At 52.8% G+C, this 19109-nt stretch carries 15 protein-coding genes; all 15 read left to right on the plus strand.

Going from position 1 to position 19109, the window contains the following annotated elements; translation table 11 throughout:
* Positions 1-16 precede the first annotated feature (16 nt).
* Positions 17-898, plus strand: a complete 882-nt coding sequence (locus tag ABEA92_RS12780) for a class I SAM-dependent methyltransferase (protein ID WP_345684221.1) — start codon at positions 17-19, stop codon at positions 896-898.
* Positions 899-910: 12 nt separating this feature from the next.
* A complete protein-coding gene (locus ABEA92_RS12785) occupies positions 911-1846 on the plus strand; it encodes a sulfotransferase family protein (RefSeq protein ID WP_345684222.1) in 936 nt (311 codons plus the stop codon).
* Positions 1843-2628 carry a class I SAM-dependent methyltransferase gene (locus ABEA92_RS12790; RefSeq protein WP_345684223.1) on the plus strand — a complete coding sequence of 262 codons (786 nt, stop codon included), beginning with the start codon at positions 1843-1845 and terminating at the stop codon, positions 2626-2628. The genes ABEA92_RS12785 and ABEA92_RS12790 overlap by 4 nt, the downstream gene beginning before the upstream one ends.
* 4 nt (positions 2629-2632) lie before the next feature.
* Positions 2633-3994 (plus strand): phenylacetate--CoA ligase family protein, encoded by a 1362-nt coding sequence (locus ABEA92_RS12795; protein WP_345684224.1) that lies wholly within the window; start codon positions 2633-2635, stop codon positions 3992-3994.
* A gap of 118 nt (positions 3995-4112) precedes the next feature.
* Complete coding sequence (locus ABEA92_RS12800) at positions 4113-5402, plus strand: glycosyltransferase family 4 protein (protein ID WP_345684225.1); 1290 nt, start codon at positions 4113-4115, stop codon at positions 5400-5402.
* A 38-nt stretch (positions 5403-5440) separates the two neighbouring features.
* Positions 5441-6325 carry a glucose-1-phosphate thymidylyltransferase RfbA gene (gene rfbA / locus ABEA92_RS12805; protein WP_345684226.1) on the plus strand — a complete coding sequence of 295 codons (885 nt, stop codon included), beginning with the start codon at positions 5441-5443 and terminating at the stop codon, positions 6323-6325.
* Positions 6322-7266, plus strand: coding sequence for an NAD-dependent epimerase/dehydratase family protein (locus tag ABEA92_RS12810; protein ID WP_345684227.1), 945 nt, complete (start codon positions 6322-6324; stop codon positions 7264-7266). The genes rfbA and ABEA92_RS12810 overlap by 4 nt, the downstream gene beginning before the upstream one ends.
* A gap of 56 nt (positions 7267-7322) precedes the next feature.
* Entirely contained in the window at positions 7323-8552 is a 1230-nt protein-coding gene (locus tag ABEA92_RS12815; protein ID WP_345684228.1) for a glycosyltransferase family 4 protein, read from the plus strand.
* Between the two features lie 82 nt (positions 8553-8634).
* Positions 8635-9441, plus strand: coding sequence for a hypothetical protein (locus ABEA92_RS12820; RefSeq protein ID WP_345684229.1), 807 nt, complete (start codon positions 8635-8637; stop codon positions 9439-9441).
* 77 nt (positions 9442-9518) lie between these two features.
* Positions 9519-10679, plus strand: a complete 1161-nt coding sequence (wecB, locus tag ABEA92_RS12825; protein ID WP_345684230.1) for a non-hydrolyzing UDP-N-acetylglucosamine 2-epimerase — start codon at positions 9519-9521, stop codon at positions 10677-10679.
* Positions 10680-10714: 35 nt separating this feature from the next.
* A complete protein-coding gene (locus tag ABEA92_RS12830) occupies positions 10715-11956 on the plus strand; it encodes a DegT/DnrJ/EryC1/StrS family aminotransferase (protein ID WP_345684231.1) in 1242 nt (413 codons plus the stop codon).
* 32 nt (positions 11957-11988) lie between these two features.
* A complete protein-coding gene (locus tag ABEA92_RS12835) occupies positions 11989-12612 on the plus strand; it encodes a sugar transferase (protein ID WP_345684232.1) in 624 nt (207 codons plus the stop codon).
* A gap of 204 nt (positions 12613-12816) precedes the next feature.
* The gene (locus tag ABEA92_RS12840) at positions 12817-16137 is read left to right on the plus strand and encodes a PQQ-dependent sugar dehydrogenase (protein WP_345684233.1); all 3321 of its coding nucleotides are present in this window, start codon (positions 12817-12819) and stop codon (positions 16135-16137) included.
* A 79-nt stretch (positions 16138-16216) separates the two neighbouring features.
* A complete protein-coding gene (locus tag ABEA92_RS12845) occupies positions 16217-17644 on the plus strand; it encodes an MBOAT family O-acyltransferase (RefSeq protein ID WP_345684234.1) in 1428 nt (475 codons plus the stop codon).
* A complete protein-coding gene (locus ABEA92_RS12850; RefSeq protein ID WP_345684235.1) occupies positions 17645-18916 on the plus strand; it encodes a hypothetical protein in 1272 nt (423 codons plus the stop codon).
* The last annotated feature ends 193 nt before the right edge of the window (positions 18917-19109 follow it).

Consider the following 19109-nt stretch of genomic DNA (forward strand, 5'->3'; position numbering starts at 1 on the left):
CTTACGGAATCCAACCATGCGAGTCGTTGACACCACTGAAAACGTTCGCGAGAACGAACAACACTACGACCAATCTTATCGCGACGTGAATGTCGACGAGATTGTCCACATGGTCGAAAACTTTGACGACTTCTTTAGTGACGCGGTGCGGACCGACACCAGTTGGTACGGAATGTACATGGATGGTTTCGCGGATCGGCTCAAAGGTAAACGTGTGCTGGAATTGGGCTGTGGCAACGGCGTCAATGCACTAGCGATGTGCATGCTGGGGGCTCAAGTCGTCGCCGTCGATATCTCTAGCGAAAGTGCACGGATCGTCAACCAAGCCGCACAGAAACTTGGCTTTGGTCCCGAACGTGTCCAAGGCATGTCGGGAGACTTCACCTCATTGAACCTCGAAGATGAACCATTTGATTGCGTCGTTGGCAAAGCGTTTTTGCACCATCTGACCGAAGAACTTGAGCGAGAATATTTGGCGAAAGCAGCGGGAATGCTCAAACCCGAGGGCGAAGCAAGGTTTTTCGAACCGGCTGAGAATAGCCCCACACTCGATGCGCTGCGATGGATGGTTCCGGTACGGAATCGCCCCTCTTCGCTGAATAAAAAGGCGTTTGCCAAATGGAAAGCGAGCGACCCGCATCCCGATCGCAGCAATAGCTCTCAGACATATCTGCAAAACGCGGCATTGTATTTCGAACAGGTCGATGCATTGTCTCTTGGCAGCATCGAGCGATTTCACAAACTGCTTCCGGGTGGCTCGTTCAATCGTAAATATCGTCGCTGGGCTCATCGGGTTGATGCCCGCATGCCCAACTGGTTTCGGCACAAATTTGCTCGTTCCCAATTACTGATTTATCGCCACCCCAAGCTACACGCTGCGGATCGTGGTTCACTGTAGGAATAACACGCTGTGCAAATTACCATCATTCTTAGTTCGCCGCGTTCGGGAAGCAGTTGGTTGTCTCGCGTGGTCCGCTGCATCCCCGATCACAGCGTGTTCACGCACAACACCTACACGACGCAGTTCCTGTACTCGCTGTACCCGATCAAATCGGTCAATCCGTTCGGCGATGACGGAATTGGACACCCAGGATGGCTCGATTCGCTACTGAAACCATGGCGAGTACGTCGCGTCCGTTCGTACATCGAATCACGAGCCTCTGGCAATCCGATCGTGCTGATCTCGCCCACCCTCTCGAACTTCCTGCCGCTATTGAAGGAAGCGTTTCCCGAGGCACGCTATGTGCATTTCCAGCGAAACCCGCTCGACACGATCGCGTCGATGAAAAACTTCTTGGCCAAAAACGACTGCGGTGGGTTCATCGATCGTTATCGTGCCCATTCCTATGGTGGCCGCTTTTTTGCCATGCGAAGCGCGTGCATCCACACAATGCATCGATTGCGGTGGATGCGATTGGTTCACCGCGGCTATCTCGGCGTCCGGCCTGGCGGATTTCAGCAAGCCGCTCGATACAGCTTGGTCGACTTTCTAAGCTGGTACTACACCGCCAACCAACGCGACATTCTCGCTGGGCTTGCCGATGTCCCCGAATCACGGCAAGTCGCGATTCACTACGAAAAACTCGTCGAACATTATGACGACGAAGTCGCCAAGCTGCTGGAGTTCATGATTGGCGATCAAGAAAAACCGGACATCCCGCATTCTCATGACGGGGTCCGTAGCGGAGCCGTGGGACGCAGCAAGGAACTATTCGACGAAGCACAGCTCGAGCAAATTCGTACTTTCTTGTTAGCAAACGCACCGCAACGGGTTTTGCAAACCTACGGACTGGCAACGCCAAATTCAATCGCTAAGCAGCAACGAATGACGCAGGAGACATCATGAGCAACACGCTACCCACTCAGGCGGATCAATGGGAAGAACGTCTTGTGGCGACGCCGCAAGAAACGATGGAACATTGCCGCGGGCTGTATGATGCCGACCATTTGAAGCCACTATTTGATCTCTTGCCTCCGCACAGCAAGATCGTCGAGGCAGGCTGTGGGCTGGGGCAATTCGTCTATATGTTTGCCTCGCTCGGGCATCACTGCATTGGGCTGGATTATTCAGCAAAATTGATCAACGAGGCCCAAGCTCGAGGCGAAAACTTGACGGACCTGCCCGGAACGGTGCAGTGGGTTGAAGGCACGATTCTCGATCTGCCGTTTGAGGACAATTCGCTGGACTGCTACGCCAGCTTCGGAGTGCTTGAACATTTCACTCGAGATCAACAGCGAATCATTATGTCGGAATCTCATCGCGTGCTTAAACCTGGCGGATTGTTGTATCAATTTGTGCCTAGCTTCTGGTCCCCGTGGACACTGCGCCGCGAAATTCGTTACTGGTTTCGCAAATTGGTTCCGCCCAATCTGGTTTGGCAGAAAAACATCCGCCGATCGCTGCTGCGAAAGATGGGTGCGGAAGCGGGTTTCCAAGAAATCCGTTGCCAATCGGTTTATGCGGGGGTCGCACTGCGAAGCATGAGGTTGCCGAACCGACTTCGCCGTCTGACTCCGGCCCGTATTCGCCAAACTTCACAAAACGCGATCGATCGAATGGGACAATGGTGCGACCGCCACGACATCCTTGGCTACGGTCTTGTCTACATTGGAAAAAAATCATCCTAACGCTATGCCATCACGCCCCCTAAAAGATCGCACTTGGTCATGGTTTGTCTCCAAGATATTGCTGCCAGCGGGGGATCGTGCATTTGGACAGCAAATGATGCAGAGATACCATTTCCTGCAACAGGCCCAGTGGTGGGATTCCGAGCGAGTGCAAGCGTATCGTGACGAAGCACTCGCCAAATTGATTCGCACGTCGTATGCGGAAGTCCCTTTTTATCGCCAGCAAATGGAGGCGGCGGGAGTAAAGCCAAGCGATATTCGCACCGCTGCGGATCTCGTCAAACTGCCGGTGGTCGACAAGACGATGTTGCGATCGGGCTATCCTGATCAAACAACCAGAGACACCGGACAAAAGGTCTACGAAGCGTGCACGTCGGGGTCAACAGGCAAAAATTTTTGCATCAAAGAAGATGCTTGGACGGCTGGCTGGTACCGTGCCTCGTTCTTGTTGTGTTTGGATTGGGCGGATTGGACGTTTGGCGAACCACATCTGCAGACCGGCATCACGTTGAATCGATCAATCGACCGCCGCATCAAAGACCGACTATTGCGTTGCCACTACATTCCCGCATTTGACCTGCACGACGACCGTTTGGATGAAAACCTAGAACGAATTGATCGATACAAAATTGATCACGTATGGGGGTACCCTAGCAGCCTGTACTACTTGGCAAGACGGGCAAAAAAGCAGGGCTGGAACCGGCCGCTGCGATCGGTGATCACGTGGGGTGACATGGTGTATCCGCGGTATCGAGAAATGATCGAATCGACGTTTGGCACTCAGGTCCGGGACACCTATGGATGTTGCGAGGGAATGCACATTGCAGCCCAATGTGGTCACGACAACCAATATCACATCCACTCGTTGGACGTCATCGTCGAGTACCTCGATGCGGACAACAACCCCGTCGGTGCCAATCAAACCGGCGACGTGATCGTAACGCGTCTACACCCCGGCCCGATGCCGTTAATCCGTTATCGTATTGGCGACCGTGCGACCCGTAGCGATGGCCAACCTTGTCGTTGCGGACGTGGATTTGAATTAATGCGAGGTATCCAGGGACGTGACACCGATTGTGTTGTTACCCCGACAGGAAACCGATTGATTGTTCATTTCTTCACCGGGGTGCTGGAACATTTCCAAGAAGTCGATTCGTTTCAGGTAGTTCAAAACGAACGAGATTCTGTGCAAGTTCGGATCGTGCCGCGTCAAGGGTTCTCCCGCGAAACCAAACAACACATTGCATCGACCCTGGCCGAACGAGGGGCGGAAGATCTTCGCGTCGATGTGGAAACGGTTTCAGAAATTCCGCTGACCCCGGCGGGCAAACGTCGCTTTGTGATCAACAATCTTGACCGCCCCTGAAATCCAATAGCGGATGAAGGAACCGGTAACAGAAATACAACGCACCAAGGCTGAAAATTTATGGCGGTAAACAATTTGACTTCAAAACATTCCACCTCAAGTACCGGAGCTAGTGAATATGTCGACCACTGAGTTGTCGCGACTGGCAACGGAAACGGGGTCATCGTCGGACGGATCACGCCCTCGAATCTGCATATTAACTCAATACTTTCCTCCTGAGATGGGCGCACCGCAAGCTCGTTTATCGGAGCTTGGCGAACGGCTGATTGATTTGGGTTGGGACGTCGAAGCGTTGACGGCGCTCCCCAATTACCCGACCGGGAAAGTGTTTGAAGGATTCGACCCTCGGCAGCCGCATGTGCATCAGGTCGGCCGGATTCGCACGGTTCGCGTTCCGCTGTACACCGCCAAACAAGGTTTTAGCAAACGCATTCGCTGTTATTTCTCGTTCGTTCGCGGTGCCAAGCGTTTTGGTCCCAAACTTTGCCAACGTCCCGACCTGTTGTTCGTCGAGTCACCACCGCTTTTCATCAGTTATGCTGCAAAATATTTGGCAAAACGATGGAAGTGTCCCTTTGTATTTAACGTCAGCGATTTGTGGCCTGAATCAGCGATTCGCATGGGAGTAGTCAAACCCGGTTTAGCCACCAAGATGGCCGAACGTTTGGAACTATCCACCTATCGTCGCGCCACTGCCATCACGGGACAATCCGATGAAATCATCGCCTCGGTGCGAGTGCGATGTCCAGAGGTACGAACGCAGGTCATTACCAATGGCGTCGACCCGAGTCGCTTTGGTCCTGAGCACGCCGACGATGACGCACGGCAATTGCTAGGGCCCGAACCAGGGCCCATCTTTATTTTCGCGGGGCTGCTTGGCTTGGCCCAAGGGTTGAATCAAATCCTCGATCTCGCCAAGTCACTCGATGCCTCCACACCAGGGCGTTTCGTCTTAGTCGGAGACGGGCCTGCGCGTGAGGACTTAGAGAAACGGATTGAGCGTGAATCAATCGACCGCGTCAAGATCGTTCCGGCGCAGCCACGCGAACGGATTCCCGCGCTACTCGCTTCAGCCGATGTCGCCATCATCAGTTTGGGAATGACCATTCCCGGCGCCGTTCCCAGCAAGATCTACGAGGCGATGGCATCGTCACTGCCGATCTTGTTGATCGCCGACGGCGAACCGGCCAAACGAATAAAAAATGCAAATTGTGGAATCGCAGTCTCGCCCAGCGACACTCAGAACCTATTACCAACGTTCAAGAAGCTCGCTTGTGACGCGGAGTTGAGACGGCAATATGGCGAGCAAGGACGGGCCGCAGCAGAGACGACCTACAATCGAGACCACATTGCAGCGATGCTTGATCGAGTTCTCAGAGACGTGTTACCGGCATCACGTGATGCCTAAATGCATGTGGCAACTCTCATGACGGAGAATCAGGGCCGATGAAGGGGATCATTCTAGCCGGTGGAAGTGGCACGCGATTGGCACCGTTGACAACCGCGATTAGCAAGCAGTTGTTGCCGGTTTACGATAAACCGATGATCTATTACCCGCTAAGCACATTGATGTTGGCAGGTATTCGCGAGATCTTGGTCATTTCGACGCCGCAACACACCCCTCTTTTTCAATCCCTTCTCGACGACGGTAGCCAGTGGGGATTGCAGCTGCAATACAAAGTCCAGCCGAAACCGGGCGGATTGGCTCAAGCGTTTACGCTTGGCGAAGAATTTATCGACGGACACACCAGCTGTCTGACGCTGGGAGACAATCTTTTCTACGGCCAAGGAATGATCAATCTGCTCCGACGCAGCGCCTCGATCCAACATGGGGCTCGCGTCTTTGCATACGAGGTTCGCAATCCGACGGCGTACGGAGTCGTTTCCTTTGATGATGAAGGACACGCGATATCGCTGGAGGAAAAGCCCGAACATCCCAAGTCGAATTTTGCCGTTCCTGGACTCTATTTCTATGATCACCGCGTGTGTGAATTTGCAAGGACACTAAAACCATCAGCACGAGGCGAGGTTGAAATTACCGATTTAAATCGGATCTATTTGGATGAGGGATCGCTAGGAGTCGAAATGTTCGGCCGCGGAACGGCTTGGCTGGACACCGGCACCAACGAATCGCTGCTGGACGCAAGCAGTTTTGTCGGAGCTATCGAAAAGCGAACCGGGTTAAAGGTTTCCTGTCCCGAGGAGATCGCCTACCGGCAGAACTGGATCAGCAAAGATGAATTGGCTGGTCTTGCAGAACAATACAGCAATTCAGACTACGGATACTATTTGAATCGACTGCTCCAACAACCCATCAGGCACATTCAATGAGGGAACAGCAACCGCACACGCCGCTGCGTGTCGTGGTATTGGGCGCAGCAGGATTCCTGGGTTCCTCGATGACACGTTTTCTCGCGGCACAAGGTCATGATGTGGTTGCCTATTGGCGACAGCCCCGTCCCGAAATAGCGCAACTGCCGGGCGTCGCCTCCGTTCTGGGCGACATCCGTGATACCTGGATCCTTAGTGATGCAATCAAAGGCGCCGACATCATTTATCATTTTGCTTCGGCCACCTATCCAAGCCGTTTCTTTTCGGAGCCAGCAGCCGAATACACGGAAGCACTCAGCCCATTGCTGGTGTTGATGGAAACCGCCGCTTATCACGGTGTTCGAAAAATCGTTTTTCCGTCTTCCGGTGGAACCGTTTATGCGGACACCGATCAACCACGACACGAAGATTCAGCAACCGATCCTCGTTCGCCTTACGCCATTTTCAAATTGGCTGCCGAACAACTACTGCGTCACGCAACTCGCCGAGGGTTATTCGCCACTGACATCTTCCGGATTGGAAACCCCTATGGACCGGGACAACGCACACGCCCAGGACAAGGCGTATTGCCACATTGGATCGAAGCTCTCCACCATGGAACTCCAATCCGGGTCTATGGTGATGGCTCCGCAAGCCGAGACTACATTTATATCGAGGACGTATGCCGATTGATGGCGATCTCATGCGATCGGTTGGATGAGTCGAACGTTTTTAATCTGGGCACGGGAGTCGCAACTTCACTGGAGGAACTCGTTGGCACCATACGGCGACTGCTCGACAAAGAGATCGAAGTCGTTCATTTGCCCCATCGCAGCAGTGATATCACGTCAATTTCATTAGACCCGCAGCGGTTGCTCACCTTGGTGCCAAACTATCAATTCATCCCAATGGAAGAAGGCATTCGGCGAACCCTTCAACATCATCGACTATTATCAGTCTAAAATGAGACACTCAATATTCAACGATATCATGCATCGTTACAAAGGAATCATCGGTCGTGATTGATACGCTATGCGATAATGAACCGAAGCTCAAAAACTCGCAACCTCTGTTGGCCAAGCGACTGCTGATTGTCTACGAAAATTATCCGCTCGAAACGAACACCGCCCGTGCGGTACCGAGACTTCTGGCGCAATTGGCAGCACATTTTGCAAGCACTGACGAAGCCACCGAAGTGATCGCCATTGGTCCGGGAAAGACCCACATCGAAGGCGTGCGATCGGTTTCTGCGACGCTTGGGCTTGCCGGACGCGTCCGCTGTCGCGTTCATGGCAGTCGCGTAGGACGCTCGCTTGGCGTTCGTCAAACAGTGGAGTCAACAATTCCCTTTCAACGCGCCCGCGAGGCTTTGAAGCAGTTTGCGCAAACTGCCGATGAACAGACAATCGTTATCGCCTCAACAATGGCGGTCGCTGTATTGGCCAAACAAGTCTTGCCACGCGCCCGTGTCGTATATTGGATTCAGAGTTTGCCACGTCTAGGGCAAGAAGCGTTGGCAGCACGTGCTGTAGCGGGAGCCGACGTGGTGGTCGCCCCTACTCACGCTATCTATACGGATCTATTTTCTCTGATTTGCCGAGATCGATTTTCGTCACCCGTATGGCAAATCCCAAATTGGGCTGACGGATCTCATTTCAAAAAATTATCTGCCGAGCAGGTTGCTGAAACCCGTCAACGCGTTGGGCTTGCCGAGGATGATTTTGCCGTCATGCACGTTGGGCGGGCGCCCGAAAAAGGACTGCAGATAGCCAAAACCGCACTGGCGATCGGAAATTTCCAAAAGAATACGGTGCTGGTCACGATTGGTGGTGCAACGAAGGAACGAGGTCGCTTGAGTGAGCACGCCGAATTCCTTCAATTGGGCTGGGTTTCGCTCGAGGAATTGAACGCGATTTATCAAACATGTCAACTCGGACTTGTTCCCAGCGTGTGGTGGGAGAATTGTCCGCTGGCTTTGATCGAAATGATGTCCTTGGGAATTTGCCCGATTGGATCGCGTGTCGGCGGCATCCCCGAGATGATTCGTCATGGTGAAAGCGGATTCATTGTGGATGCTCCCAATGATGTGGCTGCATGGGCATCAGCGATCCAAACGCTGGCTGCCGATGACGCACTTCGCAACCGACTTGGGCACCAAGCATCCATCTCGGTACAGCAACAATTCGATCGCCAGAGAATCTTGTCACAATGGCGTCAAGTGCTCAATACAGTCATCGCAACCGCCTAAGAAACCGTAATTGACTAGTGATCGAATTTTCTAATCAGGACTTCGGAACAGGTTTGTTGACACCCTAGAAGGATAAATCAAGATGGCAACTCTTACTCAACTTGCGAATCAGTTTAACTCCGACAAGGGCGACCAAGTTCGATGTTGCCACCGCTACACAACTCTTTATGAAACAATTTTCGAACCTTACCGTGATCGTCCCATTTCGATCCTCGAGATTGGGCTCCAGCGAGAAACCACGCAACATCAACTTGATTGCCCCTCGCTGAGAATGTGGCTTGAGTTTTTTCCGCAAGCCAAGATTGCTGGCTTTGATCTGACCGATTTCAGCGAGGTCGACATTCCGCGAGCCAAGACGTACCAGGGGGACCAGAGCGATGCCAATCGTCTTCGAGAAGTCGCCGAAGACGCCGGTCCATTCGACATCATCATTGATGATGGCAGCCATGCGTCGGCCCATCAACAAATTACCCTCGGCACGCTTTGGCCCTACCTGAATCCCGGTGGGCTGTTTGTGATCGAAGATGCCCATTGGCAACCCCAACGCGACGTCGAGCGACGAGAGGGTACCGAAACCATGCTGTCGATCTTCAAACGGTTTTCCATTTATGGCGAACCCATCGAATCACCGTATCTCAGCGACGAACGCTGTCACGAACTAGAACAAGACATTGTGCGATGCACTTTTTCGCATCCGTTTGTCGATGAAAGGACAAAGCCGCAAAAAAGATCGATGATCCGAGAGGTCGCTCGGCGTGTATTGAAGGGAAAAAAACGCTACTCGGACCAGCGTCTTTTCAAACTGATCGTCCTGGAAAAAAGAGGAACGGCAGATCAAAGCCGCGGACTCGAGACCACGGCGGTCCAAATGACGTGTGATTCGGTTTAGTTTTCCCCCAAGCTCGTTCTCCCCGTCTTGATCCTTTCCGAATTCAAAGCATTCCCCAAGCAAAGTCTGATAGTAGTTTGACCCAATCCAAAACCCAAAGCCAGGAACCCCAGAGCCCAGACATCGTCGCCTGTGTGGTCGGGGCACGCCCCAATTTTGTCAAAATGGGGCCGATCCTTCGTGGCATCGCAGCCAGTGCGCCCGCCGTGCAAACTCGCTTGGTCCACACCGGGCAACATTACGATGATGCCATGAGCGATTCATTCTTTCGGCAACTCGGCTTGCCCCAACCCGACGTTCACTTGTCGGTCGGTTCAGGACGTCAAGGCGAGCAGACCGCAAAGATTCTGGACAGCTATGAGCGTTGGTTGCTCGAATGTGATCAGCCTCCCTCGGCAACGTTGGTCGTCGGTGATGTCAACTCGACCGTGGGATGCGCGCTGGCATCGGTCAAACTGGGGATTCCCGTGATCCACGTCGAAGCAGGCTTACGCAGCTTTGACCGGACGATGCCCGAAGAGATCAACCGAGTGGTCACCGATGCGATCTCGGAATTACTGTTGGTCAGCGAACCAAGCGGACGTGAAAACCTGCTTAGGGAAGGCAAGCGGGACGAGTCGATTCGCTTGTGTGGAAACGTGATGATCGATGTATTGCGGTCGCAACTTGAGGCTGCCACGGCGCTCGATCCGCTTGCCAAAATGGGTCTCCGCAAAAACCAATATGTGGTTTGGACCATGCACCGCCCGTCCAATGTGGACGATCCAGAGCTGCTGCGTCAACTATGCGAATCGATGATGCAAATCGCCGAACGCTTGCCGGTTGTTTTTCCTGTTCATCCTCGGACCCGCAGTCGATTGGAGGCCATCGGATTGTGGCAGACGCTCGAGTCGAGTCCATCGATCTTGGCAACGGCTCCGCTTAGCTATCACGAATTGCTCGGGCTGACGTCCAATGCCAAGATCATCATTACCGATTCGGGCGGATTGCAAGAAGAAGCAACCGCACTGGAAATCCCCTGCCTGACGTTACGTGAAAATACCGAGCGTCCGATCACCGTCGATGAAGGCACCAGCGTGTTGGTCGGACATGACGTTGGTTTACTTGTAAAACTTGTTGACGATGTGATCGCAAACAAATTCAAACAGGGACGATGTCCCCAATTGTGGGACGGATCCGCAGGCCGACGCGTGGGCGCCGAAGTCGCAGCCTTTCTGGTTGCTCGCAAGGAACGGTGAATAAGAGCGAAATGAATATCCCTAATGAAGGCTCCATGAACGTCCCATTCTTTCGGCCGTCGATTTCAGAAACCGCTATCGCGGAAGTGACCGAGTGTCTTCGCTCGGGGTGGTTGACCACGGGTCCACGAGTGAAACAGTTCGAATTCGAGTTTGCCAAGTTCATTGGTGCCAAACACGCCGTCGCAGTGAACTCGTGTACCGCCGCGCTGCACTTGGCGGTCGAGGCCATGCAGCTAAAAGCGGGACAGGGGGTTCTGGTACCGACAATGACCTTTGCCGCCACTGCGGAAATTGTGCTGTATCAAGGCGGGATTCCAATTCTGGTCGATTGCGATCCCGCCACACTGAATATGGATTTTGAGGACGCCGCGAACAAGTTGGAAGCCGCTCGCAGTGGAACGCTGCAGGGTTCACCAATCGAAGTCGTCGGGATCATTCCGGTGCATGTGGGTGGATTGATGCTCGACGTCGATCACATTGACGCCTTCGCAAAGAAGCACACATTGTGGGTCGTCGAAGACGCCGCTCATGCCCTGCCATCGGCCTACCGCAGCGGCGCGGACCAAGCTTGGCGGATGTGTGGCGAGAACACAGCGGCAGTGACCTGTTATTCGTTTTACGCCAACAAGACGATGACCACCGGCGAAGGAGGAATGGCGGTGACAAGTGACCCGCACTTGGCCGACCGAATGCGGCAAATGTCGCTGCATGGTTTGTCCCATGACGCTTGGAAGCGTTTTCAAGGTAACAGCCAATGGGACTATCAGATCGTCGCCCCCGGATACAAATACAACCTGACCGATCTAGCGGCTGCGATCGGCTTGCATCAACTGCAGCGAGTTGAGGCGATGCGTCAAGAACGTGAAAACATTGCCGAATTCTTTTTTCAACGATTTCGCAATGTCGCGGAATTGGAATTGCCTCCGCAACTGGAAAACCGCCTGCATTCTTGGCATTTATTCCCCATTCGTCTGTGTCTGGATCGGTTGAGCATTGACCGCAACGAATTCATCCAATGTTTACGTGAGCGTGGCGTGGGATGCTCGGTCCATTGGCGTCCCCTGCATTTGCATCCCTATTATCAGGAAACGCTGCAGTGGCAGGCATCTGATTGCCCCACGGCAACCCATGTTTGGAATCGGCTTGTCAGCCTTCCAATCTTCCCCGGCATGACCGAACCCGAACAAGAGCATGTGGTTCGCGTGGTCACGGAGCTGTGTGCGAAATACTCGTTGCGACAGCCAGCAGCGCAGACGAATCCATCGGGAACCTAATCCCTGTGTCGAACAAAACCTCCTCCATCGCGATGCCCCTGTTACAGGCGACTCCGGTTCAAACCGCCGCGAAGCGTAGCTTTGACATGCTCGCATCGGGGTTAGGAATTTTGCTTTTATCGCCACTGTTGATTGTGATCGCGGTAATCATTCGTTTCACCAGTTCCGGTCCGGTGTTGTTTCAACAAACACGCGTGGGGCGACAACTGCGGCCGTTCAAGATCCTGAAATTTCGCACCATGGTCGAGAATGCGGCTTCGTTGGGGCCAGCCATCACGTCGGGCGGCGATCCGCGGATCACCCGAATCGGACGACTGCTACGAAAAACAAAGTTGGATGAATTGCCACAATTGTTCAACATCCTCAAAGGCGACATGAGTCTGGTCGGTCCTCGGCCAGAAGTCCCTAAGTACGTCGAGATGTTCGAGGATGACTTCCGACAAATCTTGATCGTCCGACCAGGTTTAACCGATTTAGCATCGATCAAGTATCGAGACGAATCGAGCGTTTTGGCGCAGTCCGAAGACCCTGAACGTGAATACGTCACCCGGATTCTTCCGGACAAAATTGAATTGGCGAAACAGTATGTTCGTCATTCCTCGATCGCACTGGATGTGAGAGTGATCTTGCGAACGCTCTTACAACTTTTTCGCTAACCGCGATAACCGCCGCGGGTGGTGGCGATTTGCAGAAATGCAAGACGCTGCTCGTCTTCTGCTGTACAAGCCATTTTCTGTTTCCGCTGATCTTGGATGCGGAACTCATTGGTTCAAACGTTTCGTCGTAAGCATTGATCCCACGTGATCATGATTTTCATTAGCCGTTCTGTTCCCCTTCCGGCAATTCTCTTGAATACCAGCTTGATAAATCCATTGCTGCTGGTCTTAGTCGTGATGGGATTGATGGTGTCGTCGTCAAACGCCGACGACGGAACAGGCGACGCCCGGTCACAATTTGTACCGGTAGACACGTCTCGCTTGATGACGTCGCCCTATCCTTACACGCTTGAAAACGCGTTTCCAAACCTGGACTTTGGCGATAAGGGGCCGCTGCAACTGCTAACCGCGCCTCATGATCAGGAACATGTTTACGTGCTCTGCCGTGATGGAGAACTTCATCAGTTTGTCAATGATGCATCGGTGAGCGAAAGCAATATCCTATTTGATATTTCTCACAAGACGGCTCGTGATGGGGAAGAACAAGGACTACTGGGTTTCGCGTTTCATCCCCAGTATCCAGAGAAGGGTGAAGTCTTTGCCTCCTATGCCGCCCGAGCAGAATACGGGACTGCGGCCGCTTACTTTGATTTAGCGGTCGTTGGCGTGTTCATTTGTGGGTTGATTGTGGGCAGTGTCATTCCCATTCCTCGCCGGCTAGCGCACGCAATCCTTTTAATTTGTACTGCTCCGATCGCCGGTTTCCTGGTATTTCTTGTCGTTCCAACCGAAGGCTTGACCGCCGCGCAGAAGAAATGGATTGCCGTTGGCGTCTTCGTGGCTTGTTACACGGTGATTGTATTTGCGTATCGCCTTTTGATGTCACGTAATGAACGTATCGCTCTACACATGGCAGGATGGTGTAGCGGCGTGATGGGTGCTGCGGCAGTCACCGTAGTCCTAACGCTTGTGACGGCGAAGTTTGTCGATCGGTCAAGCGAATCAATCTTAACGTCGCATAGCGTTTTGTTTCAGTCGGAGGTTGCCAACCGCTTGGCGCGGCAAACACGAGAACCGCTGAAACACTACTTGCGGACGTTGCTGCTACCTCCCAAAGGCAAGTTAGTCATTTCGCGGTTCCGGATGCACCCCGACGATCCTCAACAAGTCGATTTGGCATCGGAACAGCGATTGTTTTCGCTGACGTATCCAAGTCTATCTCATTACGGAGGATCGATCGAATTTGGGCCCGATGGCCTGCTGTATCTTGGCACCGGAGACGGCATGAATCAGGATTCGTCTCAGGACCTTGGCACACTTCATGGCTCGATTCTTCGAATCGACGTCGACAAGCAAGATCCTGGTTTGAATTATGCGATTCCCGAGGACAACCCGTTTGCCGACGTGGCCACACGCGGATTCAAGCGACCAGAAATTTGGGCCTATGGCCTTCGCAATGTCTGGCGTTTGTCGTTTGATCCAAAAACCAATCGGATGTGGGCGGGCGATGTGGGGCTAAATCGCTTCGAAGAAGTGAATCTGATTCATGGCGGAGCTAATTATGGATGGCCGCATCGCGAAGGACGGTTTCCTTACAATGTCGGACACTCGTGGGACATGCCGACACCTTCCCATGCGGAATCGCAAACCCCTTCACAATTTGTCGACCCCATCATTACCTACGATCACCGCTACGGACGTGCGATCGTGGGTGGCCGCGTCTATCGAGGTGAGCAATTTCCCGAATTGCAAGGCGCTTACCTTTATGGAGACTACGCCAGCGGGATGATTTGGGCCTCGTATTACGATGGCAATCAAGTCACTCGAACTGTAAAACTGGCAAGTCCCAAGGTGCCGCTTGCCGGGTTCGGCCAAGACGCGGACGGAGAGATGTACGTCTGCGCCCTCGACGGAAACGTGTATCGATTTCGCAAGGTCAACGTCCCCAACGACAAACCGCAGCAGCCCTTTCCGGAACACCTCTCGGACACCGGCCTCTTTTCGTCACTCACAAACCTGACTCCGGTTCCAGGCATGATTCCCTACGAGGTGAATATGCCGATGTGGGCCGACGGAGCACACCAGCAACGTTTTATTGCCTTGCCTGCGGCAGGTCAGGTCGGTTTCTCGGTGAACGAACCCTGGACCTTCCCCACCGGCACCGTGTTTGTCAACCATCTCTCGATCCCTGTTACGAACAAGGATCAACCGATTCGTCGACTTGAAACACGATTGTGGGTTCATGGACACAACGGCTGGGACGGCTTTACCTATGTTTGGAACGAAGATCAAAGTGAGGCATCGTTACTAGAGCTACCCAAACCTCGGCCACTCGAAGTTCCCACTGAACAAGGCACGGCCCAGAGGCATTGGCACTTTTTAACCAATGAACAATGCAACGTTTGCCATTCCAAGGCCAATGGCTTTGTGCTTGGTCTCAATACATTGCAGATGAACCGAATCGCTCCGGACGAGGATTTGAATCAGATCGAGCGGCTTGAACGCTTGGGCATTTTCCAAGATCCACTTCCAATGCCTCCGGCGACCTTGCCTTCGTTTGCGGATTGGCATGCACGCGCAGGCAGTATCAAGGAGATGGCTCGGGCATATTTGGCAGTGAACTGCGCGGTTTGCCATGTGCGTGATCGACTTGGAATCACCCAAATTGATCTTCGCTACACCACCGCGTTGTCACAGATGAAGTTGGTGGGGATACGCCCACGACGCCCCAAGTCCGAGCGTTCGGCCGCACGAGAATCGCTGGTTGAACCCGGACATCCCGAGGACTCGGAATTGCTTCGACGTCTTGTCGCGGAAGACGAGGACCGAATGCCTCCACTGGGTCGAACGATTCTCGATCCCGATGCTGCGGAGGTGATTTCTGCTTGGATTCGAGGGATGCGTGATGATGCCGGACACTTCGATCCCGAGGTGATGATCGCGATGAAGCCTGAGGTGACTCGAAGCCACGCCATTACCGAAAAGTACGACGCCGAGTACGTTCGTAAACTTGCTGAAGAGGTGCGAACCGTTGGCGATCCCAACGCAGGACGCCGTGTTTTCATGTCCGATACCGCCAATTGTAAATCTTGTCACCACGTGGGATTAGAGGAACATGCAGACTCTTTCACCAAAGGTCCCAATTTGGCGGATGTCAGTGTCGACAACTCATTGGAATCGATTATCGAGTCCGTGCTTTGGCCTCAACGGACGGTGAAGAAGGGATTCGAGTTAACCGCCCTTTTGATGGACGATGGTCGTGTCATCTCTGGCTATGTCGCGGCCCAAACCGACAACACCATGACGATTCGCGACATTTTGACGGGCAAACCAACGAAGGTTGATAAAGCATCCGTCGAAGAGTTTGGTACCACAGGCTCAGCGATGCCATTTGGGGTTGTCAACCATTTGACTCGCAGCCAATTACGCGATTTGATCGCCTACCTTGACTCGCTGAACACACCACTGGGCGATTCTCAGTCGCGGCATTCAGTGTCGTCAAAATCTTCAAGCTTGGAAAATTAGCGAGTGTTAGACATTCGGCATTGCTTTCCTAGGCGTTCAACGACGAATCATTTCATGCGTGTGTTCGCATCGGCCGTCCATGCTGTTTAATTCCCTAGCGTTTGCAGTCTTTCTGCCGTTCACCTTTGTGTGTTACTGGTGGCTACAGCGGTATTCACTACGAATTCAAAACACACTACTGCTGCTGGCTAGCTATTTTTTCTACGGTTGCTGGGATTGGCGTTTTCTGGGCTTGATCGCCATCAGCTCTGCAATTGACTTCGGCGTGGGGATCCAACTCGATTCCGCGACGCACCCACGCTATCGCAAGCTGCTATTGACGATCAGCATCATTGCCAACCTCGGCATTCTTGGCTTTTTCAAATACTACGGATTTTTCGTCGAATCGTTTATCACGGCATCGGAACGTCTTGGTTTTCAAGCTCACTTGCACACGCTGCAAATCATCCTGCCGGTGGGAATCTCGTTTTATACGTTTCAATCACTCAGTTACACCATCGATGTCTATCGTCGTCATGTGCAGCCAACGCGAGATTGGATTGCCTTCTTTGCCTACGTCAGTTTTTTTCCCCAACTCGTCGCGGGCCCAATTGAACGGGCGGCTCATTTGTTGCCGCAGTTTTTGTGTAAACGATCACTGGACACTTCACTTGCCAAAGATGGCCTGCGTCAAATCTTGTGGGGGTTATTCAAGAAGGTTGTCATCGCAGACAACCTCGCACCATTGGTCGATGAGAGCTTTGTCAACTATTCCGAACACAACGGCGTCACGCTGCTATTGGGCGTGCTGTACTTTGCTATTCAGATCTATTGTGACTTCAGCGGCTATTCCGATATAGCGATTGGGACTGCGCGGTTGTTCGGTTTCGATTTGATGCGAAACTTCGCCTACCCATACTTTTCCCGAGACATTGGCGAATTTTGGCGGCGTTGGCATATTTCCTTGTCAACCTGGTTTCGTGATTACGTGTACATCCCACTGGGTGGTAGCCGTACCTTATCGAAAGCCCACCATTTGGCGAACCTAATCATTACGTTTACGGTTTCCGGTTTCTGGCATGGCGCCAATTGGACGTTCGTGGTTTGGGGATTTTTGCATGGTCTTTACTACCTGCCGCTGGTAATGACCGGCAACCATAAACGTCACACGGGCATCGTTGCCGCGGGGCGTTGGTTGCCCACGGCAAGCGAAGTCGTGCAGATGGGGTCAACGTTCGCCTTGGTGCTATTGGCCTGGGTTTTCTTTCGTGCCGACTCGATTTCGCATGCCTTGGCATATATCTCACACATGATGACGTCACCCTGGCAAACGCCAAGTTTATTGAAGGGTTTGCCATTTATCGCTTTGTTGATGGCGATTGAATGGGTCCAACGCGACAAGCCTCACGCGTTAGAGATCCATCAGATGCCGGTGTGGATTCGGTGGCCAGCCTATTACAGCTTGATTGCCGTCATGTTTTTGTACGGCAACACCGGCCATGTCCCCTTCATCTATTTCCAGTTCTAGATGCAACCTCAAACTTCTACGGATCAACAAACGGATCAGCACACCGCTTGGAAGTTATGTCGCCGGTTGATGTGGTTCCTGAGTCCCATCGTAATTCTGGTTCTTGTCCCGGAGTTGGCACTGTGGAAGACGGGTGAAACATGGCCGGCCAATCACGCGGCGTACAAACAGCAAACCACTACGGAAGAAACCCTCTATAGCCGCGAATTTCTATCGCAGCAGTTTGGTGTCTATAAATTCGCCACCATTCAATTACGAAACCCCAAAATCATCGCTCTCGGCAGTTCGCGTGTTATGCAATTCCGCGACTTCATGTTCTCACCGCTCGAAGACTCATTCTACAACGCTGGCGGGATGATCCAAAGCGTGACAGAGCTTAATGAGTACGTTGATCTTCTTGAGAACCAACAACTACCCCGACCGGAAATTGCGATCATCGGCATCGATCCATGGTGGATCAAAAGCGAGTATGAGCGGGACAAATCATGGCTTTCCCAGCAGGACGAGACATACCATTTCGCAGCTCATGTCAACGCATTGCGAACGCTTGTACGTCGCAACCGGATTCCCGAACTGACAACCGCCATCATCCACAGCAACCGCAGTCCCTATTTTGGCTATCGGGCGATTGGTACCGCCCCAATAAAATATGGCAGTGGTTTTCGAAAAGATGGTTCTTGGCAATACTCACCCAAAATCCTGCTAGAGATTGTCGAAACCCATCAGTTTATCGATCGAGAAGACCCTCCGATCATCGAGCGGATTCGCTTTCATCTTGGCAATTTTTCTGTCCCCGCGACCGTGGATCCAGCAAAAACTTCGCGGCTATTTAGCTTGCTAGAACGTTTGCAAACGCTTGGCATTGAAGTGATAGTGCTACTGCCACCCTATTCCTCGGACTGCATGCACGCTCTGTCTACCGATGCCAAATTGAAGCCATGGTGGGATTTCTATCAGACTCGCTTTGTCGAATCGCTTCGTTCCCATGGCATGCACGTGAATCCTGCTGTGGCGCCGCAGGACTTTGGGCTCGATGACACCTCCATGATCGATGGATATCATCCCGGCGAAGTATTCATGGGCCACATTGCCTTGGAACTACTTCGGACGGCGCCACCGGAAAGTTTGCTAAAGCAGGTCAGCGCTCAGGCACTCCAAGCGAAAATTGACTCGGCCTTTTCTCCTCTTGGTTTTGCATCGCCCGAAAAGGCCATCAGCGCGAGTCGCGATGCAAAGGCGATTGCATTGACGAGTGACGCTGCCGGACCGTGACGTAGCGGTATCGCCTCGTTTTTTCTTTTCCCGTGAATCGCTGAATTTTGACTCCGTCAAAATTGGTGTCTAAGGGACAAAAACGTTAGGATAGAAGCGTCGACGGGACGGGGGGCACGTCATCACCAACGCGGAACATTTCCCGCGTCATGACCATGATCCTCACGTGGCTTTTTAGCCGTAGGGAGCCCAG

This window comes from Novipirellula caenicola (assembly GCF_039545035.1).
In the GTDB taxonomy this organism is placed as follows: Bacteria; Planctomycetota; Planctomycetia; order Pirellulales; family Pirellulaceae; genus Novipirellula; species Novipirellula caenicola.

Bases quoted from the DNA above. Each gene is read 5' to 3' on its own strand.
- ABEA92_RS12795 (WP_345684224.1), top strand. From the start codon at position 2,633: ATGCCATCACGCCCCCTAAAAGATCGCACTTGGTCATGGTTTGTCTCC.
- ABEA92_RS12810 (WP_345684227.1), top strand. From the start codon at position 6,322: ATGAGGGAACAGCAACCGCACACGCCGCTGCGTGTCGTGGTATTGGGC.
- ABEA92_RS12845 (WP_345684234.1), top strand. From the start codon at position 16,217: ATGCTGTTTAATTCCCTAGCGTTTGCAGTCTTTCTGCCGTTCACCTTT.
- rfbA (WP_345684226.1), top strand. From the start codon at position 5,441: ATGAAGGGGATCATTCTAGCCGGTGGAAGTGGCACGCGATTGGCACCG.
- ABEA92_RS12820 (WP_345684229.1), top strand. From the start codon at position 8,635: ATGGCAACTCTTACTCAACTTGCGAATCAGTTTAACTCCGACAAGGGC.
- ABEA92_RS12800 (WP_345684225.1), top strand. From the start codon at position 4,113: ATGTCGACCACTGAGTTGTCGCGACTGGCAACGGAAACGGGGTCATCG.
- ABEA92_RS12780 (WP_345684221.1), top strand. From the start codon at position 17: ATGCGAGTCGTTGACACCACTGAAAACGTTCGCGAGAACGAACAACAC.
- ABEA92_RS12835 (WP_345684232.1), top strand. From the start codon at position 11,989: ATGCCCCTGTTACAGGCGACTCCGGTTCAAACCGCCGCGAAGCGTAGC.
- ABEA92_RS12830 (WP_345684231.1), top strand. From the start codon at position 10,715: ATGAACGTCCCATTCTTTCGGCCGTCGATTTCAGAAACCGCTATCGCG.
- ABEA92_RS12790 (WP_345684223.1), top strand. From the start codon at position 1,843: ATGAGCAACACGCTACCCACTCAGGCGGATCAATGGGAAGAACGTCTT.
- ABEA92_RS12850 (WP_345684235.1), top strand. From the start codon at position 17,645: ATGCAACCTCAAACTTCTACGGATCAACAAACGGATCAGCACACCGCT.